General features: G+C 69.5%; 29 protein-coding genes. 20 read left to right on the plus strand and 9 right to left on the minus strand.

What is annotated here, in order from left to right:
* Positions 1–27 precede the first annotated feature (27 nt).
* A complete protein-coding gene (locus tag ACIBVQ_RS01110; protein WP_399174887.1) occupies positions 28–774 on the plus strand; it encodes a 16S rRNA (uracil(1498)-N(3))-methyltransferase in 747 nt (248 codons plus the stop codon).
* Positions 775–799: 25 nt separating this feature from the next.
* On the opposite strand, the gene ACIBVQ_RS01115 is transcribed toward ACIBVQ_RS01110, so the two are convergent.
* Together ACIBVQ_RS01115 and ACIBVQ_RS01120 are read right to left on the minus strand one after the other, a co-directional pair.
* On the minus strand, positions 800–1453 hold the full coding sequence (locus ACIBVQ_RS01115) for a hypothetical protein (RefSeq protein ID WP_399174889.1): 654 nt from the start codon (positions 1451–1453) through the stop codon (positions 800–802).
* Positions 1450–1929, minus strand: a complete 480-nt coding sequence (locus ACIBVQ_RS01120; protein WP_184719763.1) for a SigE family RNA polymerase sigma factor — start codon at positions 1927–1929, stop codon at positions 1450–1452. Before ACIBVQ_RS01120 ends, ACIBVQ_RS01115 begins: the two co-directional genes overlap by 4 nt.
* A 315-nt stretch (positions 1930–2244) precedes the next feature.
* Between ACIBVQ_RS01120 and ACIBVQ_RS01125 the strand changes: the two genes are divergently transcribed.
* The 9 genes from ACIBVQ_RS01125 (at position 2245) to ACIBVQ_RS01165 (ending at position 10351) form a co-directional block, all read left to right on the plus strand.
* Entirely contained in the window at positions 2245–2595 is a 351-nt protein-coding gene (locus ACIBVQ_RS01125; RefSeq protein ID WP_352009441.1) for a histidine triad nucleotide-binding protein, read from the plus strand.
* A gap of 92 nt (positions 2596–2687) precedes the next feature.
* Positions 2688–3761, plus strand: a complete 1074-nt coding sequence (locus ACIBVQ_RS01130) for a PhoH family protein (protein WP_352008603.1) — start codon at positions 2688–2690, stop codon at positions 3759–3761.
* On the plus strand, positions 3758–4240 hold the full coding sequence (gene ybeY / locus ACIBVQ_RS01135) for an rRNA maturation RNase YbeY (protein ID WP_352008604.1): 483 nt from the start codon (positions 3758–3760) through the stop codon (positions 4238–4240). The genes ACIBVQ_RS01130 and ybeY overlap by 4 nt, the downstream gene beginning before the upstream one ends.
* The gene (locus ACIBVQ_RS01140; protein WP_362910781.1) at positions 4237–5541 is read left to right on the plus strand and encodes a hemolysin family protein; all 1305 of its coding nucleotides are present in this window, start codon (positions 4237–4239) and stop codon (positions 5539–5541) included. The genes ybeY and ACIBVQ_RS01140 overlap by 4 nt, the downstream gene beginning before the upstream one ends.
* 321 nt (positions 5542–5862) lie before the next feature.
* Positions 5863–6528 carry a hypothetical protein gene (locus tag ACIBVQ_RS01145; RefSeq protein WP_399174892.1) on the plus strand — a complete coding sequence of 222 codons (666 nt, stop codon included), beginning with the start codon at positions 5863–5865 and terminating at the stop codon, positions 6526–6528.
* A 63-nt stretch (positions 6529–6591) separates the two neighbouring features.
* Positions 6592–6924 carry a cytidine deaminase gene (locus tag ACIBVQ_RS01150; RefSeq protein ID WP_362774646.1) on the plus strand — a complete coding sequence of 111 codons (333 nt, stop codon included), beginning with the start codon at positions 6592–6594 and terminating at the stop codon, positions 6922–6924.
* A gap of 17 nt (positions 6925–6941) precedes the next feature.
* Positions 6942–7862 carry a GTPase Era gene (gene era, locus ACIBVQ_RS01155; RefSeq protein ID WP_352008608.1) on the plus strand — a complete coding sequence of 307 codons (921 nt, stop codon included), beginning with the start codon at positions 6942–6944 and terminating at the stop codon, positions 7860–7862.
* Between the two features lie 345 nt (positions 7863–8207).
* Entirely contained in the window at positions 8208–9368 is a 1161-nt protein-coding gene (locus ACIBVQ_RS01160; RefSeq protein WP_362774650.1) for a transporter substrate-binding domain-containing protein, read from the plus strand.
* 17 nt (positions 9369–9385) lie between these two features.
* A complete protein-coding gene (locus ACIBVQ_RS01165; RefSeq protein WP_362774653.1) occupies positions 9386–10351 on the plus strand; it encodes a hypothetical protein in 966 nt (321 codons plus the stop codon).
* A gap of 21 nt (positions 10352–10372) precedes the next feature.
* Here ACIBVQ_RS01165 and ACIBVQ_RS01170 read toward each other — a convergent pair whose 3' ends face one another.
* Entirely contained in the window at positions 10373–10618 is a 246-nt protein-coding gene (locus ACIBVQ_RS01170; protein ID WP_352008611.1) for a DUF2630 family protein, read from the minus strand.
* Between the two features lie 301 nt (positions 10619–10919).
* On the opposite strand from ACIBVQ_RS01170, the gene leuA reads away from it, so the two are divergent.
* The gene (gene leuA / locus ACIBVQ_RS01175; protein WP_352008612.1) at positions 10920–12632 is read left to right on the plus strand and encodes a 2-isopropylmalate synthase; all 1713 of its coding nucleotides are present in this window, start codon (positions 10920–10922) and stop codon (positions 12630–12632) included.
* Between the two features lie 164 nt (positions 12633–12796).
* Here leuA and ACIBVQ_RS01180 read toward each other — a convergent pair whose 3' ends face one another.
* On the minus strand, positions 12797–13381 hold the full coding sequence (locus ACIBVQ_RS01180; RefSeq protein WP_399174896.1) for a PadR family transcriptional regulator: 585 nt from the start codon (positions 13379–13381) through the stop codon (positions 12797–12799).
* Positions 13382–13476: 95 nt separating this feature from the next.
* Here ACIBVQ_RS01180 and ACIBVQ_RS01185 point away from each other — a divergent pair, with 95 nt between their 5' ends.
* The 4 genes from ACIBVQ_RS01185 (at position 13477) to ACIBVQ_RS01200 (ending at position 16452) form a co-directional block, all read left to right on the plus strand.
* Positions 13477–14043, plus strand: coding sequence for a hypothetical protein (locus ACIBVQ_RS01185; RefSeq protein WP_399174897.1), 567 nt, complete (start codon positions 13477–13479; stop codon positions 14041–14043).
* Positions 14044–14082: 39 nt separating this feature from the next.
* The gene (locus tag ACIBVQ_RS01190) at positions 14083–15405 is read left to right on the plus strand and encodes a carotenoid oxygenase family protein (RefSeq protein WP_399174901.1); all 1323 of its coding nucleotides are present in this window, start codon (positions 14083–14085) and stop codon (positions 15403–15405) included.
* Positions 15406–15702: 297 nt separating this feature from the next.
* Entirely contained in the window at positions 15703–16038 is a 336-nt protein-coding gene (locus ACIBVQ_RS01195) for a hypothetical protein (protein ID WP_399174902.1), read from the plus strand.
* Between the two features lie 75 nt (positions 16039–16113).
* Positions 16114–16452 carry a hypothetical protein gene (locus tag ACIBVQ_RS01200; RefSeq protein ID WP_352008617.1) on the plus strand — a complete coding sequence of 113 codons (339 nt, stop codon included), beginning with the start codon at positions 16114–16116 and terminating at the stop codon, positions 16450–16452.
* Positions 16453–16531: 79 nt separating this feature from the next.
* Here the strand turns inward: ACIBVQ_RS01200 and ACIBVQ_RS01205 are convergent, their stop codons facing one another.
* The gene (locus ACIBVQ_RS01205) at positions 16532–17386 is read right to left on the minus strand and encodes a glycoside hydrolase family 19 protein (protein WP_352008618.1); all 855 of its coding nucleotides are present in this window, start codon (positions 17384–17386) and stop codon (positions 16532–16534) included.
* Between the two features lie 376 nt (positions 17387–17762).
* On the opposite strand from ACIBVQ_RS01205, the gene ACIBVQ_RS01210 reads away from it, so the two are divergent.
* Complete coding sequence (locus ACIBVQ_RS01210; protein WP_352008619.1) at positions 17763–18533, plus strand: DUF2267 domain-containing protein; 771 nt, start codon at positions 17763–17765, stop codon at positions 18531–18533.
* Between the two features lies 1 nt (position 18534).
* Here the strand turns inward: ACIBVQ_RS01210 and ACIBVQ_RS01215 are convergent, their stop codons facing one another.
* Positions 18535–19233: a TetR/AcrR family transcriptional regulator gene (locus tag ACIBVQ_RS01215; protein ID WP_352008620.1), complete on the minus strand. Its 699-nt coding sequence runs from the start codon at positions 19231–19233 to the stop codon at positions 18535–18537.
* 115 nt (positions 19234–19348) lie between these two features.
* Here ACIBVQ_RS01215 and ACIBVQ_RS01220 point away from each other — a divergent pair, with 115 nt between their 5' ends.
* The 4 genes from ACIBVQ_RS01220 to ACIBVQ_RS01235 all read left to right on the plus strand — a co-directional run bounded on the left by ACIBVQ_RS01220 (position 19349) and on the right by ACIBVQ_RS01235 (position 22378).
* Positions 19349–19693: a YrdB family protein gene (locus ACIBVQ_RS01220; RefSeq protein WP_399174905.1), complete on the plus strand. Its 345-nt coding sequence runs from the start codon at positions 19349–19351 to the stop codon at positions 19691–19693.
* A gap of 29 nt (positions 19694–19722) precedes the next feature.
* Positions 19723–20667, plus strand: a complete 945-nt coding sequence (locus ACIBVQ_RS01225) for an NAD-dependent epimerase/dehydratase family protein (protein WP_352008622.1) — start codon at positions 19723–19725, stop codon at positions 20665–20667.
* Between the two features lie 16 nt (positions 20668–20683).
* Positions 20684–21574 carry a Gfo/Idh/MocA family oxidoreductase gene (locus ACIBVQ_RS01230; RefSeq protein WP_362910771.1) on the plus strand — a complete coding sequence of 297 codons (891 nt, stop codon included), beginning with the start codon at positions 20684–20686 and terminating at the stop codon, positions 21572–21574.
* A gap of 165 nt (positions 21575–21739) precedes the next feature.
* Positions 21740–22378, plus strand: a complete 639-nt coding sequence (locus tag ACIBVQ_RS01235) for a hypothetical protein (RefSeq protein ID WP_362774678.1) — start codon at positions 21740–21742, stop codon at positions 22376–22378.
* A gap of 156 nt (positions 22379–22534) precedes the next feature.
* On the opposite strand, the gene ACIBVQ_RS01240 is transcribed toward ACIBVQ_RS01235, so the two are convergent.
* From ACIBVQ_RS01240 to ACIBVQ_RS01250, 3 genes are all read right to left on the minus strand, one after another.
* Positions 22535–23545 (minus strand): acetamidase/formamidase family protein, encoded by a 1011-nt coding sequence (locus ACIBVQ_RS01240; protein WP_362774681.1) that lies wholly within the window; start codon positions 23543–23545, stop codon positions 22535–22537.
* Positions 23546–23697: 152 nt separating this feature from the next.
* Positions 23698–25092 carry an APC family permease gene (locus tag ACIBVQ_RS01245; protein ID WP_386190183.1) on the minus strand — a complete coding sequence of 465 codons (1395 nt, stop codon included), beginning with the start codon at positions 25090–25092 and terminating at the stop codon, positions 23698–23700.
* A gap of 80 nt (positions 25093–25172) precedes the next feature.
* On the minus strand, positions 25173–26261 hold the full coding sequence (locus tag ACIBVQ_RS01250; RefSeq protein ID WP_362774684.1) for a substrate-binding domain-containing protein: 1089 nt from the start codon (positions 26259–26261) through the stop codon (positions 25173–25175).
* Positions 26262–26286 lie beyond the last annotated feature (25 nt).

Raw genomic sequence — 26286 nt, forward strand, 5'->3', positions numbered from 1 at the left:
GGGCGCCCGCGGGGCCTGTGAGGGTCGATGACGGTTCCGGTCTTCCTGGCGGAGCCGGGTGACCTGGCCCGGCGGGAGTTCGTCTTCGGCGGCCCCGAGGGCCGCCACGCGGCTGCCGTACGGCGGCTGCGGGCGGGGGAGCGGCTCGACCTCACCGACGGCGCGGGGGCGGTCGCCGAGTGCGTCGTGCTCGACGCGGGCAAGGACTCGCTCCGGGTGGAGGTGCTGCGCCGCTACGAGGTCGTGCCGCCGCGCCCCCGCCTGGTCGTCGTGCAGGGCCTGCCCAAGGGCGACAGGGGAGAGCTGGCCGTCGAGATGATGACCGAGGCCGGGGTCGACGTGATCGTCCCCTGGTCCGCCGCCAGGTGCGTCACCCAGTGGAAGGGCGAGCGCGCGGCCAAGTCCCTGGCCCGCTGGCGCTCGACCGCGCGGGAGGCGGGCAAGCAGTCCCGGCGCTTCCTGCTGCCCGAGGTGACCGAACCCGCGACGACCTCCCGGGTCGCCGCCCTGCTGGCGGAGGCCGCGCTCGGCGTCGTGCTGCACGAGGAGGCCGCCACGCCGCTGTCCACCCTTCCCCTGCCCGCAGGGGACGACGGCGACATCGGAGACATCGTCGTGGTCGTCGGTCCCGAGGGCGGCGTCACCGAGGAGGAGATCGCCGCCTTCCGTGAGGCGGGGGCGGTGGCCGCGCTGCTCGGGCCCACGGTGCTGCGCACCTCGACGGCGGGCGTCGTCGCCGCGGCAGTGCTACAGGCCCGTACCGGCCGCTGGTGACGGGGCTCGCCGGGGCGCGAACGCCTCAGGGACGGGCCGCGGGGGCGGGAGAGGAGTCCGTCTGCACCGGGGTCCGCTGGGGGTCCTGAGGGCACTCGCCGGCCGCGCAGGGAGCCTCGGAGGGGCCACCCGTCTCCGAGGGCTCCGGCGGGGCCGGGGTCTCGGTCGGCTCCCCACACCCCTTCTGCGTCTCCTCGGGTTCGACCGTGGTGCCGGGAGAGGTCGTCCCGCAGGTCGGCGACGGTGACGGCTTGGGAGTCCTGGACGGCTTCGCCGACGGCTTCGGGCTCGGCGTCCCCGACTTCGAGGCCACCGGAGGCGCGGAAGGCGTGACGCCGGGCCTGGCCGGGGCGGGGGACGGCCCGGCGGTCCGCAGCGGAGGCCGCGACGTCGCGGACATCTCCGGGCTCGTCGGCACGGTGAAGTTGACCTCGTTGCTGTGGACCTGCTTCGTGTCGTGACGGAACTGCGGCACGACCACCACGACCGCCGCCGCGACGAGGACGGCCCCGGCGACGGAGGCTCCGGCGCGCCACCACATCAGCCCGCGGAGCCCGCGTCGCTCTATGCGGGCGCGGATGATCTCCAGACCGTCCGGGGAGGGAACGACCGAGTTCGCCTCCGCGCTCAGGGCACGGCGGAGAAGCTCGCCGTACTCGTCGTCGGGGGAGTCGGTCATGACAGTTGCTCCAGTGAGGTTCGTAGGGCGGCCATGCCGCGAGCCGTGTGACTCTTGACCGCGCCTTTGCTGATGCCCATCGCGTGGGCGATCTGCGCTTCCGACAGGTCACCGTAGTACCGCAGGACCAGGGCCTCCCGCTGCCGGGCGGGCAGGCCGCGAAGCGCCTCGATGACGGCGGACCTCTCCAGTTCGCCGATGGCGCCGTTCTCGGCGCTCGGCGCGTCGGGCAGGCCCTTCGGGGCGTACTTCTCAACGACCGCCCGGTGCCGCAGCACGGAGCGTGATCTGTTGACGACCGATTGGCGCAGGTAGGCGAGTGCCTTGTCGGTGTCACGCAGGCGGCGCCAGGCGCCGTGGATGGCGACGAACGCGTCCTGCACGACTTCCTCCGCGGTTGCCATGTCGCGGACGAGCAAAACTGCGAGACGCACAAGAGACCGATAGTGCGCGCTGTAGAGCGCGGTCACGGCCATGTCGGCGTCCCAACCGACGGGCACCGCCCCCAGCGACCTGTCGGCCACGAGGGTCTCGGTGGTCACATCAGTGGGACGCTCGGCCTTCCCAGAGGGTTTACGCTCTGCCGGTTCATTAGGGGGCATGACCCAGTCGTGTCCTCGCCAGGCGGCCACATCGTGCTAATCGCATGGGCTGTCGTTGTTGAAGTTTTGCACACTTACCTTAGCTGGGCGGATCTTTGTTCGCTGACGATGTGCCATCACCGATTGACAACGGCGCGGGGAGTGGGGAAGGGGCCTCACGGGACGGCAGGGGGATAGGGTGCCCGCATGGTGAGTGAAGCCGACTGCCTGTTCTGCAGGATCGTGGCCGGGGAGATTCCCGCGGACGTCGTCCACGAGACCGAGCGGACCCTGGCCTTCAGAGACGTCAACCCCCAGGCGCCGACCCATGTCCTGGTGGTTCCCAAGGACCACTACCAGGACGCGGCGGCGCTGGCCGCGGCCGACCACGGGCTCGCCGACGAGGTGCTCAGGACGGCGCACACGGTGGCCGAGCAGGAGGGGGTCGCGGAGCCCGGATACCGCATCGTGTTCAACACCGGTCCCGGGGCGGGACAGACCGTTTTCCACGTACACGGGCACGTGCTCGGCGGACGCGGCCTGACCTGGCCGCCCGGGTGAAAACGGGAAAGCGCGATCGGGTCGAACACGGATACGATGGCGGGGAAGTCTGAACCCGATATCTGGAGGCGAACAGGCCGAAAGGCCCGCCTATGTCCGAGACAAACGATTCCAGCAGAACGTCCCAGCCCAAGGCCAAGGGCCCCAGTAGGACCCAGGCAAAGGTGGTGATTCCGGACGACCATTCGATGGTGAGCCTGCTGGGCTCGCGTGACGAGCTGCTACGGGTCGTCGAGGGCGCCTTCCGAGCCGACATCCACGTCCGGGGCAACGAGATCACCATCACCGGCAGCCCCGAGGAGAGCAGCGTCGTGGTGCGCCTGTTCGAGGAGCTGGCCGAACTCGTCCGAGGGGGCGCGGAACTCACACCCGACGCGGTCGAGCGCAGCATCGCGATGCTGCGCATGAGCTCGGACCGCCCGGCGGAGGTGCTCTCCCTCGACATCATCTCCTCGCGGGGCCGGACGATCCGTCCCAAGACGGTGAACCAGAAGCGCTACGTCGACGCGATCGACCGGCACACCATCGTCTTCGGCATCGGCCCCGCCGGCACCGGCAAGACCTACCTGGCGATGGCCAAGGCGGTCAGGGCGCTGCAGGAGAAGAAGGTCAACCGGATCATCCTCACCCGTCCGGCGGTCGAGGCGGGCGAACGGCTCGGCTTCCTGCCCGGCACGCTCTACGAGAAGATCGACCCCTACCTGCGCCCGCTCTACGACGCGCTGCACGACATGGTCGACCCCGACTCGATCCCCCGGCTGATGGCCGCGGGCACGATCGAGGTCGCCCCGCTGGCCTACATGCGCGGCCGTACGCTCAACGACGCCTTCATCATCCTCGACGAGGCGCAGAACACCTCGCCCGAGCAGATGAAGATGTTCCTGACGCGTCTGGGGTTCAACTCGAAGATCGTCGTCACGGGTGACGTCACCCAGGTCGACCTGCCCGGCGGCACGCAGAGCGGCCTGAAGGTGGTCCAGGAGATCCTCGACGGCATCCCCGACATCCACTTCAGCCGTCTGACCAGCTCCGACGTCGTACGGCACAGGCTGGTCAGCGACATCGTCGACGCCTACGGGCGTTACGACGAGCTGCGACGTGACGAGCCGCAGCCGATCAAGGGCGTGGTGAAGCGTCCCAGGGGAAGAACGGTGAGCGACCGATGAGCATCGAGGTCAACAACGAGTCCGGCGTCGAGATCGACGAGGGGCTCATCGTCTCGCTGGCCGGGCACGTGCTGGAGCGGATGGACATCAACCCGCTCGCCGAGCTGTCCATCCTCGTCGTGGACGAGGAGGCCATGTCGGTGCTGCACGAGCAGTGGATGGGCGAGCCCGGGCCGACGGACGTGCTCGCCTTCCCGATGGACGAGCTGCGTCCCGGTCCCGGCAGCGGCGCCCGCCAGGAGGGCGACGCCCCGGCCGACCCGGCGCTCCTGGGCGATGTGGTGCTGTGCCCGCAGGTGGCGGCCAAGCAGGCCGCCGAGGCGGGGCACAGCACGGAGGCCGAGCTTGAGCTGCTGTGCACGCACGGCATCCTCCACCTGCTCGGTTACGACCACGCCGAGCCCGAGGAGCACAAGGAGATGTTCGGCCTGCAGGGCGAGCTTCTCGAATCGTGGCGGAAGGTGCGCCCCCAGCGGTGAACTTCGCCAACGGGTGGTTGCTCTCGGCCGTCGTCCTCGTCGTGGTCGGCGGCCTGATCGCCAGTGCGGAGACGGCTCTCACCCGCATCTCGCGGGTGCGGGCCGAGGAGTTCGTGCGTGAGGGCCGCCGGGGCGCGAAGCGCCTGCAGGCGATCGTCGCCGACCCGCCGCGCTACCTCAACCTGCTGCTCCTGCTGCGCCTGAGCTGCGAACTGGTCGCCACGGTGATCGCCACGCTGCTCTTCATCGATCTGCTCGGCGACGAGGGCGGGGCGTACGCCGCCGCGGCGGCCGTCATGATCGTGATCAGCTACGTGATCGTCGGGGTCTCCCCGCGCACCCTCGGCCGTCAGCACGCCGAACCGATCGCCCTGGCCAGCGCCCCTCTCGTGTACGGCCTGACCAGGATCTTCGGTCCCCTGCCCAAGCTGCTCATCCTGATCGGCAACGCCGTGACGCCCGGCAAGGGCTTCAGGGAGGGGCCGTTCACCTCAGAGGCCGAGCTGCGCGACCTGGTCGACCTGGCCGAGGAGCGCAGGGTCATCGAGCCGGACGAGCGGGAGATGATCCACTCGGTCTTCGAGCTCGGCGACACCCTGGTGCGCGAGGTCATGGTGCCCCGTACCGACATGGTCTTCATCGAGCGCGCCAAGACCCTGAACCAGGCGCTTTCGCTCGCCCTGCGCAGCGGTTTCTCCCGCATCCCCGTCGTCGGGGAGAACGAGGACGACGTCATCGGGATCGCCTACCTCAAGGACGTCGTGCGCCGCCTGCAGGAGACCGGGGAGCAGAGCCGCTCGGAGCAGATCGACACGATCATGCGCCCGGCCTCCTACGTGCCGGAGAGCAAGCCGATCGACGAGCTCCTGCGCGAGATGCAGGCCCGCCAGATCCACCAGGCCATCGTCATCGACGAGTACGGCGGGACGGCCGGTCTGGTCACCATCGAGGACATCCTGGAGGAGATCGTCGGCGAGATAACCGACGAGTACGACCAGGAGGCGCCCAGGATCGAGTCACTGGACGACGGCTCCGTGCGGGTGACCGCCCGGCTGCCCGTGGGTGACCTGGCCGACCTGTTCGACGTCGAACTTGAGGTGGACGACGTCGAGACCGTGGGCGGCCTGCTGGCGCACGCCCTCGGCCGGGTGCCGATCGCGGGCTCGGAGGCCGTGGTTGAGGGGCTCAGCCTGACGGCCGAGAGCCTCGCGGGCCGTCGCAACCGGATCGGCACGGTCCTCGTCCGGCGGGTCGCCCCCGCCGAGCCCGGCTCCGTGGAGGCCTCGGCGGGACACGACTGACCCCGCGGAAAGCGGCTTTCAAGCGGGTCGCAAGCGTCCTGCAACCGGGGCCGGGCACTGTGTTCTCACGGCGCCGCTCACGCGGAGCCGATGGGGGCCGGCACCGTGAGGGGTTCGCGGGGCCGGAACGAAAAACACGGGGGAAAGGCACGAGAGGCTCCGGCAGACAGCCTCTCGTCGCTCGCTGAAGGGTGTTCTCAACCGCATGGGGTGGTTGAGGGCACCCTTAGGCGTTTCTTGGCGATTGCCGCTTTTGGTGACAGGGAAGAAAGCGGATCGGCGGGGACAAGACATCTCGCATGTGACATCGGGGGATGAGTCATGACGCGGGGGATTCAGGTTGTTATTGCGGTCACTATCTGCGGAGCGCTGGCCGTGGGGGCGGCCGCGTGCGGTGGCGGGGCGGCGCGGGACGCCCCAGCGGGGGGCGACTCCCGGGCCGAGCTCACAAGGCTGCGGGGACTGCTGCGGGAAGGAGCGTCGCACCTTCCCGACGGCTTCTCCGCCAAGCCACGCGACGGGTGGGTGCCGCCGTTCAGGGCGGTCAACCAGGACTGCAGACTCCTGCTCGACACGGCAGCAGGCGCAGGAGCCGGTCCCGGCGGAGCACGGGTGGCCGCGACCTACCCGGGCGACAGGCTGGGCGAGCTGGCGGGGGTCAGCATGGCCTCCTACGCCGGGCAGGACGCCGAACTGCGCTTCGCGGAGCTGACCCGGGCACTGGACGGCTGCCGGGTGGCCAGGAACTCCCTGGCGGGCAGAGGAACCGTGCTCCGGGTCTCCCGGTTGCGGCTGGGCGACACCGGGGCCGAGGTCCAGGCCAGGCGGCTGCGGGGCAGGCTCAACGGCTACCCCTACGAGATGCACGTCGTCTTCGCCCTCACGGGAGACACCCTGGTCTCCCTGGTGCACACCGGCGTCGCAGGCGTCGACGCGGGCCGTACCGGGCAGCTCACCCGGTCGCTCGTCGGCGGCGCGGCCTCGTGAACGGTCCCGCCGGGCGCGCGGGCCGGTCGTGCCTCGCCTCCCGGGGCTGAATACCCTTGTGCCGTGAGTGACACGACCCTCGACCCAGAGGACAACAAGATCATCGTGCTGGCCCGCTCCATCCGCGCCCGTAACGGCGCGGCCGAGGGGGCGGCCGTACGCGACGAGACGGGACGGACCTACTCGGCGACCAACGTGGCGCTGCCGTCACTGCGGTTGTCGGCGCTCCAGGTGGCCGTGGCGATGGCCGTCTCCAGCGGGGCCGAGGCCCTGGAGGCGGCGGCTCTGGTCACGGCGGCGGACGGCCCGGCGGAGGCGGACGTGCTCGTGGTCCGCGATCTGGGCGGGGAACGGCTCCTGGTCGCCGGTCCCGACGGAACGCTGCGTCAGAGCTGACCGTTCCATCGGGGACAATGGTTGGCGTGAGTTCCTCAGCTGCTGATTTCCGTGCCGGTTTCGCCTGCTTCGTCGGCAGGCCCAATGTCGGCAAATCCACGCTGATGAACGCGTTGGTCGGCACGAAGGTGGCGATCACCTCCTCCAAGCCGCAGACCACTCGCAGGGCCATCAGGGGCATCGTGCACCGGCCCGACGCCCAGCTCGTCATCGTGGACACCCCCGGCCTGCACCGGCCCAGGACGCTGCTGGGCGAGCGGCTGGACAGCCTGGTGCTGTCCACCCTCACCGAGGTCGACGTGATCGGCTTCTGTGTGCCCGCCAACGAGCCCGTCGGCAAGGGAGACCGGTTCATCGCCGAGAAGCTCGCCGCCGTCAGGAAGACCCCGGTCGTCGCCGTGGTGACCAAGTGCGACCTGGCCACCCGCGAGCAGATCGCCGCCCAGCTGCTCGCGGTCTCCCAGCTCGCCGAGTTCGCGGAGATCGTCCCGGTCTCCGCGGCGTCGGGCGAGCAGCTGGACGTGGTCGCGGACGTGCTGATCGACCGGCTTCCCGAGAGCCCGCCGCTGTACGAGGGGGGGCAGCTCACCGACGAGCCGGAGCAGGTGCTCGTGGGCGAGCTGATCCGGGAGGCCGCGCTTGAGGGGGTCAGGGACGAGCTGCCGCACTCGATCGCGGTCGTCGTCGACGAGATGCTGCCCCGTGAGGGCCGTGACGACCTGCTCGACATCTACGCGCACATGTTCGTCGAGCGCCCGTCGCAGAAGGCCATCGTGATCGGACACAAGGGGACGCGCCTGAAGGAGGTCGGCAGCCGGGCCCGTAAGCAGATCGAGGCGTTGCTCGGCAGCCGGGTCTACCTCGACCTGCGCATCAGCGTCGCCAAGGACTGGCAGCGCGACCCCAAACAGCTGCGCCGCCTCGGCTTCTACGACTGAGCGTCTTCTTCACGGTCCGGAGTACGGCCGGTTTTCCCGGCCCGCGGGCCTCTCCCGGGTTTCGCCGTGCGCCGGACGCCGTCGGAAACGCCTGCGGGCGAAAGGGCGGCCGGGAGAGCCAAAAAGGGTTTTCCACGGCCGATGACCTGGTCTTGTGGTGTTTTTTCGGGACCACTGATTCGGTGATCCTGACCGGTCGGCGGGCCTTCCTGAAACCGGGGGGCATTGCCGGAGGTTTTCGCCGGTGTTTTCCCGGTACTCCGTTCGATCTCGTCTTGGTGAAGGCCCTCCTGAATCCGGGAACCCCGGCGTAGCCTTCGGGGTAAAGAGGAGGTCAAGGGCGCAGTGACCGAGAAACCCGCGCGGGGGCAGGAGCCACCCGAGCCCGAGCCCGATCGGCCCGAGCCGGAACGGCCGGCGGAGCCCGAACCGCCCGGGACGCCCGAGCCGTTCGAGGAACCGCCCCCCGCCACGGAGCGCTACGTTCCCCAGCCCGTCCCGCCGGAGCTCGGCGGCTCGACGGGCAGAGGGCGCAGGGTGCGGCGCTTCCGGCTGACCGCCTGGATCGCGCTGGTCCTGGCGGCCGTCGTGGTCGGCGCCTCGGTCCTGTGGGTCAACGGACCGCCGACGGAGGCCGAGCTGCGGGAGAAGGCGGGCCTGTTCGGCAAGGAGACCCTGCGGATCGGCGTCAAGGACGACACCCCGGGCATCGCGCTGCAGGACAGGAGCGGCGCACGCGTCTTCAGGGGCTTCGACATCGACATCGCGTACATGATCGCCGCGGATCTGGGCTATCCGAAGGACAGGGTCGCCTTCATGGCCATCGAGACCGAGGACAGGGCCCGTATGCAGGCTCGTGACAAGGACGGCCTGTTCGTCAGGGTCGACCTCGTGGTCGCCACCTTCAGCGTGACGCCCGAGCGGCAGAGGGACCCCTCAGTCGGCTTCTCCACCCCCTACCTCTACACCGAGCAGTCCGTGGTGACCAGGTCCGACTACGAGGGGAAGGTCACCTCGCTGGGGCAGTTGAGGGGCAAGAAGGTCTGCACGCTCGGCACCTCTACCTCGGAGGTCGAACTGGAGCGGGCGACCAGGGCGGACGTCACCGCGAAGAACCGGATCAGCGACTGCATCGAGGGACTGAAGAACGGGGAGTACGACGCGGTGACGACCGACGCGGCCATCCTGGCGGGGTTCGTCAAGGAGTCGGCCGGAGAGCTGGTCCACCACGACATCGCGCTGGAGAAGACCGAGATGTGGGCGGTCAACGCGGGCCCGAACGCCGCGCTGCGCGACCTGGTCAACCTCGCCCTCTACCGGTCCTACGCCGACCCGCAGAACCACGGCTGGGAGGACGCCTACAAGGACAACATCGAACCGATGCTCGCCGCCAGCCGCGACGTCAACGTGGCCCAGTCCGAGCAGCCGTGTGTACTTCCCCCGCCGATCCGCAGGTGGCCGTGGGAGCGGGGCCTGGCCGCGGCCCAGGAGTGTCTCTCCCGGTGAAACGCCCCCGGCGAGTCATGGCCACGCCGAGGAACCAGGAATGGCTGCTCGCGCTGCTGCCGGTCTTCCCCGTCGTCCTGCTGGTGCTGCGGCTGTGGTACGCCAGCAGGCAGGACACCCAGACGCTGCTCCTCCTCGTGCAGAGCATCAGTCCACTGGGCATGCTGACCGCCGTCCTGCTCACGAGCGTGTGGGTGCTGCCCGCGCTCATCCTGGGCGGCAGGGTGCTGGGCACCCTCTACTGGATCAGCGCGCGCCGTTCCTCGTGGCTGGTGCGCACCGCGCAGCGGCTTCCCAGCTGGGTGGTCGTCCTGGCCGTCGTGGTCGGCCTGTTCTCCTGGCAGCTGCGCTTCCTGCCGACGCTGGTGATGCTGGCGCTGGCCGCGGCGGGTCTCACGGTCCGCGACCGGTTCCCGCACCACGAGGGGTTGCGCACCGCCTTCTGCTACGCGCTGCCGCTGATGATCGCGCTGCTGTCCTACGTGGTGCTGTGGCCCGCGATCGTCACGGCCTTCACCATCCACGACGTGCCGACCGCGATCCTGCTGACGCTTCCGCCGGGGGTCTCGGTGCTGCTCACCGGGCCCGTCCCCCTGATCGCCGCGCGGACGCTCACCCACGGCATCGCCATCGCCATCGCGGTCTTCGCGCCGTTCCTGATCGGGGTGGTCGTGATGCGGGCGCCGATCCTGCCGCTGACCGCGCTGCAGATCGAGGAGGAGGGCAAGCCCCGGGTGCTCGTCGGCTACCTGGTCGCGGGCGACGACCGGATGTTCACCGTCCTCGGGCGGGAGGGCGCCGTGAGCTTCGTCCGCAACGACGAGCTCAAGTCCAGGGTGCTGTGCCCCGATCCGGGCGAGGTGCCCAGGACCCAGGTCAACCTGTACGGCTGGTACGTGGAGCAGAACATGGCCTCCTGGATCGCCCCGTCCCGGCCCATGCTCCCCGTCGACTCCCGCTGCCAGGGAAGGCCACTCGGCTGAGGACCCTCGGGCCGGTCCGCGCTACTGGCGGTACTCCTCGACCTCCCGCACCGGGCGCGGCGCCGCCGAGTCGGGGTCCTCGCCGAACTCCCTGTGCGCCCTGCGCTGCCTGAGCAGGTCCCACGCCTGGTCGAGCGCCTCCTCAAGCTCCCTGATCCGGTTGTTCTCCTCGTGTGAGGAGATGCCGCCGGAGGCCAGCCGCCGCCGCAGGCCGTGTTCCTCCGCGATCAGCTCGTGGATGTGGGCGAGGATGTCGTCGTCCTTCATGGTCGATCCCCCTGTCGTCGACAGCAGCGCCACGGTAACGCCACTGTAACCCGCGACCCTCCGCGGGCCTCCCGCCGGGCGCCGCCCAGGGGACGGGCACGGCACACGCGCCGCTCACGCCCCACACGTCCCGCGATGTGAGACCGCGTCTCAGGTATTCGCAACCGTCTGCTAACGTGCTAGGCATGCTGCGCGGGCTGCTTCTTAGCTGCCGCGACGAGGGCCTGTAACAGGCCGGCTCCCTCGTCGCGGAGCGAGCCATGCGTGTCGGCCGTGATCGTCTTTCCAGCCGAGGAGCCTCATGTATCCGCAGCAGCAGCCCAGTTCCATGCCCTTCGCGCGCTATCAGCCCTTCGACGCCGTACGACTGGACGACCGCACCTGGCCGGGGAAGGTCATCGAGCGCGCCCCCCAGTGGTGCGCCGTGGACCTGCGTGACGGCAACCAGGCGCTGATCGACCCGATGGACTCCCACCGCAAGCTCAAGATGTTCGAGCTGCTGGTGGGAATGGGCTACAAGGAGATCGAGGTCGGCTTCCCCTCCGCCTCGCAGACCGACTTCGACTTCGTCCGGCAGATCATCGAAGAGGGCCGGATCCCCGACGACGTGGTGATCCAGGTCCTCACCCAGGCCAGGGCCGAGCTGATCGAGCGGACCTTCGAGTCGCTGCGCGGCGCCAAGCAGGCCATCGTCCACCTGTACAACTCGACCTCGACGCTGCAGCGCAGGGTCGTCTTCGGCCAGGACAGGGAGGGCATCACCGCGATCGCGGTCGAGGGCGCCAAGCTGTGCAAGAAGCTCGCCGCCGAGCTGGAGGGCACCGAGATCTACTTCCAGTACTCGCCCGAGTCCTTCACCGGGACCGAGCTGGAGTACGCCGTCGAGGTCTGCAACGCCGTCAACGACGTCTGGCAGCCGACCCCGGAGCGCAAGGTCATCGTCAACCTGCCCGCGACGGTGGAGATGGCCACGCCGAACGTCTACGCCGACCAGATCGAGTGGATGCACCGCAACCTGGCCTACCGCGACTCGATCGTGCTGTCGCTGCACCCGCACAACGACCGGGGCACCGCCGTGGCCGCCGCCGAGCTGGGCTACATGGCCGGGGCCGACCGCATCGAGGGCTGCTTGTTCGGCAACGGCGAGCGCACCGGCAACGTGTGCCTGGTCACGCTGGGCATGAACCTGTTCTCGCAGGGCGTTGACCCGCAGATCGACTTCTCCGACATCGACGAGGTCCGCCGGGTCACCGAGTACTGCAACCAGCTGCCTGTCCACCCGCGCCACCCCTGGGGCGGCGAGCTGGTCTACACCGCCTTCTCCGGCTCCCACCAGGACGCCATCAAGAAGGGCCTGGAGCACATGGAGCGCGACGCCGCCGCCGCGGGCGTGCCGGTGGACGACTTCACCTGGGCGGTGCCGTACCTGCCGATCGACCCCAAGGACATCGGCCGGACCTACGAGGCGGTCATCCGGGTCAACAGCCAGTCGGGCAAGGGCGGGGTCGCCTACATCATGAAGGCCGACCACCATCTGGACCTGCCGCGCCGCCTGCAGATCGAGTTCTCCCGCGTCGTGCAGGGCCGTACCGACGAGATGGGGGGAGAGGTGAGCCCGGCCCAGATGTGGGAGGTCTTCACCGACGAGTACCTCCCCAACCCGGCCAGCCCGTGGGGGCGCCTGGGCCTGCTGGCCCACCGTACGGTCTCCAGGGGGGACGACAAGGACGCCATCGGTGCCGACCTGCGCGTCGACGGTGAGATCCGTGAGGTCGAGGGCGTCGGCAACGGCCCCATCTCGGCCTTCTGCGACGCCCTGAGCGGGATCGGGGTCCAGGTCCGTGTCCTGGACTACGCCGAGCACGCGATGAGCGCGGGAACCGACGCCAAGGCGGCCTCCTACATCGAGTGTGAGGTCGATGGACAGGCCCTGTGGGGTGTCGGCATCGACGCCAACACCACGACCGCGTCCCTGAAGGCCATCATCTCCGCGGTCAACCGCGCCGGTCGTTAGGACCTCTGTCCCGGGGTTTCCCGTTCGAAGAAGGACGCCCGCCCGGCGTGATCCGCCGGGCGGCGCACCCGGGAGGCCGCCGATCGGGCGGTCGCGCCCCCGTTGTTCCCGGTGTCCTCAACCTGGCCGCGTCCACGGCGAGATCCGCCCGTGGCGCGGCCGAGTCATGTCCGGTCCGTCTCCTGCCCGGCTCCGGGTTCCGGCCTCCGCTCGCAGCCCCGGTCACCGGGCAGCCGTTCGATCTCCTGCTCCGCCCACAGCGCCCAGTCCCGCTGCATGGCACTGAAGCGCATCCCCCATTCGAGCGCGAGCCTGCCGTACACCGACAGGCCGTCGTCCATCGCGCTGATCATCTCCCGCAGGGGGGCCAGTTTGCCGATTCGCTCCTCACCGAGTTCCGCCTGCCGTCGCAGGTAGGCGCCGGCCTGTTCGTGGGAGACCTCGCCGAGGAAGAAGACACGCAGGAGCATCTCGCTGCGCCTGGCCAGGGGGCCGGGGTCGGTCTCCGTCAGCCAGCGCCGCAGCTCGGCGCGCCCCGCCTCGGTGACGGCGTACTCCTTGCGGCCCCGCGGGCCTTCCGAGGTCACCTCGACCAGGCCTGTGCTCGCCAGACGGCCGAGCTCGGCGTAGACCTGGCTCTGCGTGGCGGGCCACACGTTGGCGAGGGAGATGTCGAAGGTCTTCAGCAGGTCGTAGCCGCTCGCGGGTCCCTGGCTCAGCAGGCCGAGCAGTGCGTGTCGGAGGCTCATGCCTCGATCCTACATTCCTGTGTTGACATGTCATTACAGGAAGTTCTACCTTTGACCTGTCTGCACAGGAATGTCGAGCGCGAAGAGAGCAAGTCATGGTCCGCAGTTTCCTTGGGTTCCTCCCGTGGATCGTCTACGCCGTGATCGCCACCGGTGACGAGTGGCGTTGGGGGGCCCTGGCCGGGCTGGTGATCGCGCTCGGGCTCATCGTCGTGGACCGCCGTTCCGGCAAGGACTGGGACCAGATGGTGATCGAGACCAGTGCTGCGATCTTCTTCGTCCTGAGCGCGGCCGTCTCCTTCGCCAGTCCCTCCTCCTCGCTCATCCCGTACGGCCCGGCCCTCGTCAACGCCTGGCTGGCGCTCACCGCCTGGGGGTCGCTGGCCGTCCGCAAGCCCTTCACCCTCGGCATCGCCAGGAGCATGGCCCCTGAGGAGATCTGGCGGACTCCCCAGTTCTACCGGGTCAACGCGGTCATCACCGCGGTGTGGGGTGCCGCCTTCGTCGTCGCCGCGGTGCTGCTGGCCGTCCTGCTGAGCGTCGCTCCGCACGCCACCACCGCCGTCATCGCCGTCAAGATCGTCACCTTCGTGGTGCCCATGGTCTTCACCGCCCGTTATCCCAAGATCGCCGCGGCCCGGTTCCGGGGCCAGGCGGCCTGACCGTCCTCGCGATTCCCACCGAGTCATCTGGAGCAGAACGTGACCACCACTCCCGGGATCTCCGGAACCCCCGCCTACCTCAGCGGTGACCTCGCCCCGGTCCCCGACGAGATCGGCGCCTTCGACCTGCCGGTCACCGGCACCCTGCCTCCCGAGCTGACGGGCCGTTACCTCCGCAACGGGCCCAACCCGCTGCCCGGCCAGGACTCGGGGCACTGGTTCGCCGGGGCGGGCATGATCCACGGTGTCAGGCTGCGCGACGGCCGCGCGGAGTGGTACCGCAACCGCTGGGTCCGTACCCGCTCCTTCACCGAGGGCGCCAGGCTCCTCGGCCCGGACGGCCTCGACAGGACCGCCGTCAGCGCCAACACCTCGGTCATCCGGCACGCGGACAGGATCCTCGCGCTGGTCGAGAGCGGCTTCCCGTACGAGATGACGCCCGAACTCGACACGGTCGGGCCGTGCGACTTCGGCGGGCGGCTGACCACGGGGATGACCGCCCACCCCAAGCTGGACCCGGTGACCGGTGAGCTGCACTTCTTCGGGTACGGCTTCATGCCGCCCTACCTGACCTACCACCGCCTGTCGGCGGCCGGGGAACTGGTGGAGAGCCGTGAGGTCGAGGTGCCCGGGCCGACGATGATCCACGACTTCGCGATCACCGAGAACCATGTGATCTGGCTCGACCTGCCGGTCGTCTTCGACATGGAACTGATCGGGAAGAGCCTGCCGTTCCAGTGGAGCGACTCCTACGGGGCCAGGATCGGCGTGATGGACCGCGCGGGGAAGGTGACGTGGTTCGACGTCGACCCGTGCTACGTCTTCCACGTGGGCAACGCCCGTGAGGACGCCTCGGGGCGGGTGGTGCTCGACGCGATCCGCTACACGCGTGAGTCCTTCACCTCCATCTGGGGCAGGATCGGCGGCGCCGCCAACCCCGCGGCCGAGACCGGGGGAGCGGTGCTGCACCGCTGGGTGCTCGACCCGGCGACCGGCGGGGTGACCGAGGAACAGCGCGACGACCGCGCGGTGGAGTTCCCCACGTTCAACGAGGACCTGCTGGGCCGTGACAGCCGCCTGCTGTACACCGTCTCCGACGACGCGGTCGTGAAGTACGACACCGAGACCGGTGCGACCCTGGTCAGGGACACCGAGGGGCGCCCCGGTGAGGCGATCTTCGTGCCCGCGGCGGACACGGCGGCCGAGGACGGCGGCTGGCTGATGTCGATCGTCACCGACCACTCGGGGGAGGGCTCCCGGCTGCTCGTCCTGGACGCGGCGGATCTGGAGTTCGTCGCCTCGGTCCGGCTTCCCCGCCGCGTCCCGGCGGGTTTCCACGGCTCCTGGCTGCCGGACCTGTAAGCCGGACGGCGTTTCCAAGGTTGACCCGGGAAGGGGCCTGCGGGGGCGGGTCCCTTCCCGCTTTGCGGGTGAAGCGCTGTTTACCGCCGAGGGCTATGAGGACCTCGCAGAACCGGGAATTTGGCGGGCCCCATGGTATTGCGTAGGAAAGTTTCCTATCCAATACTTCGTCTAGATGCTCTGTCGTCGACGCGAGTCCCGCTATCGGTGGCGGACCGTTGAGGTCAAATGGTCCTGCGGGAATATCGGCACAGCTGGGAACGAAAAGCCGAAGGCCTTTTCCCTATGGAGACAGTCATGCCTGGACGTGTTCTCACGTTGCTTTCCGGTGCCGTGCTGGCCGCCTCGGCGGCGCTCACGGTCGCCGCCCCCGCACAGGCCGCCGTCGTCGAGCGCGGCGAGAGCCCGATCACCACGGGTGAGTACTGCATCGCCCGGATCGACTCCCGCTCCGTCGTCGGTCTCTACGAACGCGGCTCCCTCAACTGCTACGGCTACGTCGGGGGGCGGTTCGCCTACCTGGGGACGGGAAACGCCTACGACGCCTGCCGGTCGAGCAACCCGGGCCGGGTGATCGTCGGTGTCAAGGAAGGCCTGCCGTCCCACTACCTGATCTGCCTGGTCGAGGTCTGAAGTCTTTCCGGCGGTCCTTCGGGATCAGCGGAGAACGGGAAACACCAGCCATTTCCTTTCTGATTGGAGACAGCTATGTCCCGACGTGTTCTCACTTTGCTCTCCGGTGCCGTGCTGGCCGCCTCGGCGGCGTTGTCGGTGGCCGCCCCCGCGCAGGCCGCCGTCGTCGAGCAGGGGCAGGGGCCCATGAACACCGGTGAGTACTGCGCCGCGAAGGTCAGCTACGGCTCAGAACTGGGCTTCTACGAGTACGGCTCCATCAGGTGTTACTCCACCGACAGGAATGGGCGGCTCGTCTACAAGGGGTCGGGTGACCCGGTCGCCGCCTGCCGGTACAGCCACCCCACCAAGGTGGTCGTCGGGGCCAAGGAGGGTCTGCCCGGCCACTACCTGATCTGCCTGATCCAGGAGTGACATGGTTGTGAGGGCCGCCCGGACGCCTGTCCGGGCGGCCCTCACAGGCGGGGGTGCGCGCCCCCGCCCGTCGTGACCGCTAGCAGCTCAGTTTGTCACCCGGGTCGACCCCGAGGATCGCGGCGAAGCGCTTGTAGGCGTCGATGCGGCTCTGCACCTGCCTGGGGTTGCCGCCGTCGCACTCCAGGCGGCCGTTGATGCTGCGGATCGTCTCACCGAATCCGGCGCCGTTGACCATGGCGTTGTGCGGGGTCATCGTGCCGGGGCCGTTCTGGGTCATCCAGTACCAGATGCCGGTCATCCAGGCGACGGAGGCCTCGGTCTGCACCAGGTTGGGGTTGTTGAGCAGGTCGATGCCCAGGGCGTCGCCGGCGGCCTTGTAGTTGAAGTTCCAGCTCAGCTGGATCGGGCCCCGGCCGTAGTAGGAGGAGATGCCCGCGGGGCAGCCGAAGGGCTGGTCGGTGTCGCAGTAGTGGGGGTAGTTGGCGGTGTTCACCTCGACGATGTGGACCAGGCCGCCGGTCTCGTGGTTGATGTTGGCCAGGAAGGCCGCGGCCTCCTGCTTCTTGACCGTGTCACCGCCGGTGCCCGCGAATGCGGGGTAGGCGCTCAGTGCCGTGACCAGGCCGTTGTAGGTGTAGAAGGGGTTGCGCTTGGGGAACATCTCGTTGAACTGCGCCTCGGTGACGACGAAGTTGCCCTCGCTCGCCTCACAGGCGCCCTGGTCGGTCCAGATGCCCGACGGTCCGCCGGGGGTGTTGCCGCGCGTCCACCACTTCGCCCGCCAGTTGTGGCCCTGGTAGGAGGCGGTCAGGCCACCGGCGTAGCCCTTGGCGGAATCCCAATCACTCGCGCAGATGGGCGCGGCGGAGGCGGTGGAGGCCGAGGCGGGGGAGGCCAGGGGAACGGCGGCCAGCACGCCGGCGACCGCCATTGAGAAAAGGGATGACGTGAGGCGGTTTCTCGGCATTCTTTCACTTCCTTGCATGACGGAAAAAACGAGCACGAAACGACAAGAGACCGGCCCCGGGGTGGACGGTGACACCGCGGACGGGCTCCACAGGAGGTCGCCGTCGCGGGATTGACGACAATTAACAGGAATTTGAATTCTTGCGTCAATAGGTAGGACGCAAAGTTCCGCATAGTGCGCATCCGCCGCCCTCCCCGGGGGTCGCGCGGGCCGTACCGCGGGGTCGGGAGGAGGGGCGTTCCCCCTCTACGCCGAGTTGACCGGGGCGGTTGGTGGCCGATTCGGGATTCGGGGTAGCTGACCATAGGAGGGGCCGGAGGAGCCGGGGGAGGAGTGAGCCGTGGAGTACGAGGAGTTCATCGGCACCCTGAGGCGGTACGCCGGTCTGGGCGAGGACGAGGCCGAACGCGCGGTGCGCGCGACACTCGGGACGCTGGGTGAGCGGCTCTCGGTCGGCGAGGGGCTGCTCGGGCGGTTACCGGAGCGGGTGCGCGCGTGGATGCGCACCGGCAGGGCTCCCGAGCCCTTCGACGTGGACGAGTTCCTGCGCCGGGTCGCCGAGCGTGAGGGGGTCGACGTCGAGGTGGCGGCGCGGCACGCGCGGGAGGTCTTCTGGCTGCTCGGCGAGGTGACCGCGCCCGGGGCGATCGACGGCGTGGCCGCCTGCCTGCCGGAGGACTTCGACTCCCTGGTGGCCGAGGCCCGGCGGCGCGGCGTCCGGGTGATGCCCGCGGAGGAGTTTCTCGCCAGGGTCGCGAGCCGCGCCGGGCTTGAGGCCGCCGACGCCCACCGCGCGACCGAGGCGGTGCTGGAGACGCTCGCCGAGTGCGTCGCCGAGGGCAGGGCGGAGAACCTGATCGGCGAACTGGCCGTGCCGCTGCACGAGCCGCTCAAGCGGGGGGCGGCGGAGGGACGCGCGGAGAGCGTGCGGATGCCGCTTGAGGACTTCGTGCTGCGGGTGGCCGAGCGGCAGCGGGCGGACGGTCAGGACGTGCGGGGGCACGCCAGGGCCGTCTTCACCACGCTGCGCGAGGCCACCACGGAGCGGGGCTTCCTCGACGTCATGGCGGGCCTGCCCGACGAGTATCGGACACTGCTCACCGGCCGGTGACTCAGACGGGCAGTCCGAGTAGGGCCGCGTGGCAGCGCATGGTGTGTTCGAAGGCCGTCGCGGGGTCCAGGACCGCGTTGTTGAACTGGCCGAAGATCTCGAAGCTGACCCAGCCGAACAGCCCGGTCCAGGCGAGCAGGGCGCGGGAGATGACGTCGTCGGGGACCTCGGGGATGACGTCCCGCACCCGGCCCGCGTCGTCGCCGAAGGACGCGGGCGGGGCGGGAAGGCCGCCCGGCGGGTTCAGGACCCCGGCGCCGTGGGCGTCGGAGACGATCCGCCCGTAGACCACGGTGTCGCGGATCGCCGCGGCGACGGTGTCGACCGGCGCCTTGTAACCGGGCACCGGCGAGCCGTACAGCAGCGCGTACTCGTGCGGGTGGGCCAGCGCCCAGTCCCGTACGGCGTGGCAGACCGCCAGCCACCGGCCGGTGTGGTCCTCGCGCGGGACGGCGGCGTCCGCCCGCTCCACGGCCTCTCCGAGGGCGTTGTAGCCGTCGATGATCAGAGCCGTGAGCAGGTCGTCCCGGGACGGGAAGTAGCGGTAGATCGCGGAGGAGACCATCCCCATCTCCCGGGCGACGGCGCGCAGTGACAGGCCCGTCGCCCCATCCGTGGCCAGCTGGCCTCGTGCGATGTCGGTGATCTCCCTGGTCAGTTCGGCGCGGACACGTTCGCGCGCCGTGCGGCTTGAGCTCATGTCCGGACCATATCAGAGCGATGCAAGAAAAAGAGAGCACTGCTCTTGACCGGCGCGACCGATCTGAGAGAGCATTGCTCTCGAAACGGAATGGCAATCTGCAAGGAGTCCCCCGATGCTGTCCCTGGCCAAGAACGTCAACCTCCTCGTCATGTTCCTGCTTGAACTGGGCGTTCTCGGTTCGACCGCCTACTGGGGCTTCACCGTGGGGTCGAACTGGCCGCTGCGGCTGCTGCTCGGACTCGGCGCGCCCGCCCTGTTCATTGCGGTCTGGGCGGTCTTCGGCGCCGCCAACGGCGCGATGATTCCGCTCACCGGGTTCGCCAGGGTGGCCCTTGAGGTCCTGTGGTTCGGTGGCGGCGCCGCGGCGCTGGTCATGGCGGGCCGCGTGGCCCCCGGCGCCGTCTTCGCCGCCGTCTACGTCGTCAACGCCGTGCTGCGGCTGGTGTGGAACCAGTGACCGCGCACAACGAGGGAAAGGGAACGGACATGGGCAAGCACGTCGTCGCGGGAGCCGGACAGGTCGGCTCGCAGGTCGCCGGACTCCTGGCCGGGCAGGGACACGAGGTCGTCCTCGTCAGCCGCTCGGGATCGGGTCCCGACCTGCCGGGCGTCACCCGGGTCGCCGCCGACGCGGCCGACGGGAGGCGGATGACCGGCCTGGCCAGGGGCGCCGACGCCCTCTACAACTGCGTCAACCCGCCCTATCACCGCTGGGCGCAGGACTGGCCGCCGCTGGCGGAGTCGTTGCTCTGCGCGGCACGGGAGAGCGGGGCGGGATACGTCATCCTCGGCAACCTCTACGTCTACGCCGCTCCCGGACGGCCCATGCGGGAGGACGACCCGCTCACCCCGCCCAGCGCCAAGGGGGAGATCAGGGCGCGGATGTGGCGGCAGGCGCTGGAGGCCCACCGGGCGGGCCAGGTCCGGGTGACCGAGGTGCGGGGTTCGGACTACTTCGGACCCGGCTGCCTCGACCAGTCACACCTGGGGGAACGGCTGGTGCCTCGGCTGCTCGGCGGGAAGACGGTGCGTATGATCGGCGACCCCGACCAGCCGCACAGCTGGACCTACGTGCCCGACGTGGCCGCCGCCCTGGTGACGGCCGCCACCGACGACCGCTCCTGGGGCCGCGCCTGGCACGTCCCGACGACGGAGCCGATCACGGCGCGCCAGGTCGCCGAGCGGATGTGCGAGATCGCGGGCGTCAGGAACCCCGGCGTCAGGTCCATGCCCCACTGGATGATCCGCGCAGGAGGGCTCGTGTCCCCCATGCTCGCCGAGCTTGAGGAACTGCGCTACCAGTTCGTCCGGCCCTTCGTCATGGACTCGGCCGACTTCCAGACGACCTTCGGCGTGACGCCGACCCCGATGGACGAGGCGCTGGCCGCGACGATCGCCTGGTGGCGCGACCGGCCGGCCAGGGCGGCGTGAGCCGTACGCTCTGAGCATGAAGATCGCCATGATCGGCCTCGGGGACATCGCGCGCAAGGCCTACCTTCCGGTGCTGACCGCGCTCCCCGGCCTCGACCTGCACCTGTGCACCCGTGACCGCGCCACCCTCGACCGCCTCGGCGACGCCCACCGGATCGGAGGCCGCCTCACCTCGGTCGGCGAGGTGATCGACGCCGGGGTCGAGGCGGCCTTCGTGCACGCGGCGACCGAGGCCCATGTGGAGATCGCCGAACCGCTGATCGAGGCCGGGGTGCACGTCTACCTGGACAAGCCGATCGCCTACACGCTGGCCGAGTCCGAGCGCCTGGTACGGCTCGCGCGCGACCGGGGGGTTTCGCTCTTCGTGGGGTTCAACCGCCGCTGGGCGCCGCCGTACACGGACCTGCTCGGCCTGCCCCGCCAGCTGGTCGTGATGCAGAAGAACCGGGCCGACCTCGCCGAGGACCCCCGGGTGGTCGTCCTCGACGACTTCATCCACGTCGTGGACACCCTCAGGTTCCTGGTGCCCGGACGGGTCGACCACACCGGGATCAGGACCAGGGTCAGGGACGGCCTGCTCGAACACGTGACGCTCGAACTGTCCGGGGACGGCTTCACGGCCTTCGGGATCATGAGCAGGGTGAGCGGCGCCGCCGAGGAGACGGTCGAGGTGATGGGCGGGGGAGTCAAGCGGCGGGTGGTCAATCTCGCCGACGTGATCGACCACGCCGGCGCGGAGACCCTGACCCGGCGCGGAGACTGGACCCCCGTCTCCCGCCAGCGTGGCATCGAACGCTCCTGCCTGGAGTTCCTCGGCGCGGTCCGCGCCGGCACGCCGGTGGACGCGCGGGACGCCCTGGCCACCCACGCCCTGTGCGAGGAGATCGTGGCCGCCTGCGTGGGGTGAGTCGTCCCCTGGGTGTGTCGATGCCGGTTTTCTGGCCGAAGGTGGGAGACGATGCCATGGGCGGTGAAAAGCCGTCTCATCCTGTCTGTGGCGGTTGCCGGGCATCCATGATCCCCCCATGCGGAAACCGGCCGTGACGTCACGGATTTCCAGCGAGGGGGAGAAGTGACTGAGCGGAGTGCTCGATCGGGCGCCGCGCTGACCGCGGTGTTCCTGGCGGTGATGTTGCTCGGCGGCTGCGGCACCGGCGCACCCTCGGCCATGGCGCCTCCGGCGAGTAAGGCTCCGGCGGCCGGGGCGCCGGCGGCGGGCGGGCAGGCCAACGGGCCGGTCGGCGCGCAGGGGGCGGGGGTCGCGCCGTCGCCGACGGTCTCCGGCGACAACTCACCCTGCCCGACGACGGGCAACACCAAGCGGTTCGCCAAGACACGCTTCGCCCTGCACGCCGGGCTCGCGCTGGGCGCCTTCCACCGCTACATCTACAAGCCGCTGCGGGCAGGCGGGTTCAAGGAGGGTGCGGACAAGCGCAAGCGCACCTTCGTCAAGGCCGCCATAGCCGGGCTGTTCGCCCTCCACGAGCTCAAGGTGGCCAAGAGGTTCGCCGAGGCCAACCCGGCGCTGTGCCACGCGGTGCAGAGCGTGACCAACAGCTTCGCCGCCCTGACCAGCAAACTGAAGGGCGGGACGGCGACCGAGAAGGACCTCGACGCGAGCAAGGACGTCTTCGGCGAACTGCAGCGGCAGGCCACCGGCAGCGGCTTCGGCTTCAAGGAGAAGAACGTCACGGTCCCGGGCGCGGGCTGAGCCGGGGCGGAACGACGACGGGGCCGGTCCTCTCAGATCCGAGAGGACCGGCCCCGTGGCGTTCTCCGGTTTTTTCCGGTCTTTTCCGGGAGGCCCCGCGCCCCGTACCCCGGCGGTACGCGGCGCGGGACGTCTCTTCCCCGCGGGCCCGCGCCGTCAGCGCTGGGCGAGGTACTGCCGGCCCAGGTCGCGCAGACGCTCGTGGGCCGACTCGTAGACGCCGCCCCCGCCGAGGTAGGCCTTGGGGAGCTTGGCGACCATCGTGTAGTTGCTGTCGCAGACGTTGCCGACCGGAGCCTCGCCGATCTGGCTGACCAGCTGGTAGGCGTCCAGCGTCTCCAGGCCGGTGACCTCCGAGGTCCAGGTGACCAGGTCGTGCTGACTGATCCGGTAGGCGTCCTCAAGCGGACGGGCCGAACCGGTCGACATCAGGCTGTGGTCGTCCTCCAGGCGCGGCCACGGGGTGGTGACGCCCTTGATCAGCTCGACTGCGACCACGGTGTTCATCGCCGACTCGATGGCCGTGCCGCACACCTCGCCGTGGCCCTGGCGGGCGTGCCCGTCGCCGACGGCGAACAGGCCGCCCGGCACGTTGACGCCGAGGTAGACGGTCACCCCGGCACGCAGCTCCGGGGTGTCCATGTTGCCGCCGTGGGCGTCCGGGGTGATGGTCATCCGGGCCTCGGACGCGCCGGGCGCGACGCCGACCGTGCCGTGCATCGGGTCGAGCGGCAGGTCCACGGTGAAGTCGCTGTTGCGGGCGTGGTAACGCGCCACACCCGCGGCCACGTCGATGTCGTAACGCCAGACGACCTCGTCGAGCGGCGGGGTCAGCATGGCGGTGGTGTGCGTGCCGGTCAGCGCCCCGAAGTGCGGGAACGTCGCCGACACGGCCCAGTCTCTGGCGGGCTCGATGGAGACGAAGTGCAGCGCCAGCGTGTCTCCGGGCTCGGCGCCCTCGACGTGGAAGGGGCCGGTCACCGGGTTCAGGTAGGGGAACTCGCAGACCTGCGAGGGCAGGTCGTCGACGGAGCGGACCCGGCCGCCGAAGCAGTCCTCGGTGTAGAGCTCAAGGATCGTGCCGGGCTTGACCGTGCCGACGGCGGGCCTGCCGCCGAAGGTGTAGCTGAGTTCCTCGGGGGAGGGACGGTAGGAGACGACGTTCACCGCACACCCGCCTGGCTGAGGCGCGTCACCGAACCGGGGAGGGCACAGGTGGAACCCTCCTCCACCTCAAGAAAGATCTCGTGCATCTACTGTCCTTGTGTGAATCGGAAGGGGGCGTGACGCGGGGGGTGTGCGGCGACGTCGCGGGGGACCTACTTCAGGGGGGCGTCGTGCGACTCGCCGAGGGCGGCCAGCAGGGGGCGGCGGCCGTAGGCGAAGAAGGTGGCGAGCACCAGCAGGCCGATGGCGAGCCAGACGATGCCCACGACCTGCGCGGCGATGCTGGCGTTGATCACCACGTAGACCAGGATGCCGAAGCCGATCAGCGGGGCGAGCAGGTGCCGCCACAGGTCACGGCTGCGCTTCTTGAAGAAGTAGTGCACGATCACCGACAGGTGCAGCGCCAGGAAGGCGGTCATCGCGCCGAAGTTCACCAGGCCGCTGATCAGGGCGACGCCGTCCTCGCGGTTGGCCAGGAAGATGCCGACCGCCAGGGAGACCAGAGCCACCAGGATGGTGGCGTTGACCGGCACCTTGGTCTTGGGGTGGATCTTGGAGAGGAAGGCGGGCAGCTGGCGGTCACGGGCCATGGCGTACAGCAGACGCGAGGTGGCGGCCTGGGCGACCAGGGAGTTGGCGAAGCCCCAGGCGATGGCGGTGGAGATCGCGGTCAGGATGCTCAGCCAGTGGCCACCGGCGAACTCGGCCATGTCGTAGAAGGCGGTGCCGTTGGGGTCGCCACCGCTCAGCAGCTGGCTGCGGTTGGGGGTGAGCAGCGCGCCGATCCAGGTCTGCACGATGAACAGGGCACCGGCCAGGCCCAGGGCGGCGATCATCGAGCGGCCGATCTTGGCGCTGTCGACCTTGCTCTCCTCGGCCAGCATGGAGATACCGTCGAAACCGAGGAAGGAGAGCACCGCGACGGAGACCGCACCGAAGGCCAGCGGCCAGGAGAAGGTGTCGGGGTTGAACAACGGAGTCAACGCGCCGGTCTGCGCCTTGCCCTGAAGGAGCGCGAACAGACCGATGACGATGAAGATCGCGAGCACGACGAGCTCGGCGATCAGCATGTACCTCGTGATCCGCGCGGTCATCTGGATGCCGGTGTAGTTGACGACCGTGTTGAGGACGACGAACACCAGCAGCCAGGCCCATACCGGCAGCGGTACGAACGACGCCATCGCCAGGCTGGCGATGAGGTACAGCAGCGCGGGCACCAGCACGTAGTCGAGCAGCATCGCCCAGCCGGCGATGAATCCGACGGGACCGACGATTCCCCGGCCCGCGTAGGTGTAGACCGAACCGGCCATCGGGAAGGCCTTGGCCATCTGCGCGTAGGAGAACGCGGTGAAGGCCATGGCGACCATACCGATGATGTACGCGAGTGCGACCATGCCACCGGACGCCTGGAAGACGCTTCCGAAGATCCCGAAGGGCGCGATCGGGACCATGAAGATCAGTCCGTAGATCAGCAGGTCGTTGAAGCTCAGCGTCCTTCGGAGCTCCTGCCGGTAACCGAACTGTTCCAGGGAGGGGTCAGTAGTCATGGAACTACTCCTAAAAGAGATGTTGCAAGCGTCACTTTAGGACGAATCCTTGAAAAGGAAAAGTTTGCAGAGGCAACTTTTTATCGAACGATGTCGAAATCGAGACCGTCCGCTCTGCCGATGTGGGCGCCACGCCGTACCCCGTGGTCCTGGAGGGTCAGGCGTCCCCGCGCGGTGATGATCGAGGTGCCGTCGGCGACCTCGTCAAGCGCGGGCACGTGGAGGGTTCCCGCGCGTCTCGCGAGTGCCGCGAGCATCAGCACCGCCTCATAGCAGCCCTGGCCGTGCCCGTTGAGCAACGGCGCATTTGATCCGAAACGGCGAGTGTAACGCTCTCCCAGACTCAAGCTGTCATCGGTGACGAGACTGGAGAAATACCCCATAGCGCCGTATAGCTCGCCGGTGTCGTCGCCGCCGATGCCGAGCAGGCCGTGCTCCTCCAGCGCCCCGCAGAGACGGGGGAAGCCGAGGCCTGCCGCGGTGAAGGCGCGGTTGAAGTCGACCAGGTCACTGCCGATCAGACTGAGAAGCACGGCATCCGGCCTGCTGGCCACCAGGTGGTCCAGAATCCTGCTCAGGTCGGGCTTGCCGTACGGGACGTAGCGTTCGCCGACCACCGACGCCCCGCGCGAGGCGAGGTAGCGCCGGGTGGCCCCGTGAACCAGGCGCGGCCAGATGTAGTCGTTGCCCAGCAGGAACCACCGCTTGGCCCGCCGCAGCTCGATCAGCCAGTCGAGCCCCGGCTTGAGCTGCCGTTCCGGTGTCTCCCCGAGGAAGTAGACGCCGGGGGAGTGGCCGCCTCCCTCGTAGGGAGGGGCGTAGACGAACGGCAGGCGCCCGGCGAGCGCCCGCACGATCGAGATCCGGACGTCACTGCCACAGGTGCCGACGACCGCGTCGATCACCTTGCCGCGCGCCAGTTCCCCGACCTCGGCGGCCACCTCCTCCGCGGGTCTCCCTCCGTCGATGAGGACCAGCTCGACCGGTCTGCCGAGAATGCCGCCTGTGAGGTTCACCTCGTCGGAGGCGAGGACGGCGCAGTTGATCGCGCATGGACCTACAAGCCCGAGGACCCCGGAGATGGGAACCACGAGCCCGACACGTAGGGCGACCCCTTGGAGGAGCTGAGCTTCCAGGGGTTCGATCACGGGTGTGATGGCTTCTGCCACATTGCAGAGTATCCTCCTGAAAGGA

It is taken from the genome of Streptosporangium sp. NPDC049376, from assembly GCF_044466505.1.
Classification (GTDB): domain Bacteria; phylum Actinomycetota; class Actinomycetes; order Streptosporangiales; family Streptosporangiaceae; genus Streptosporangium.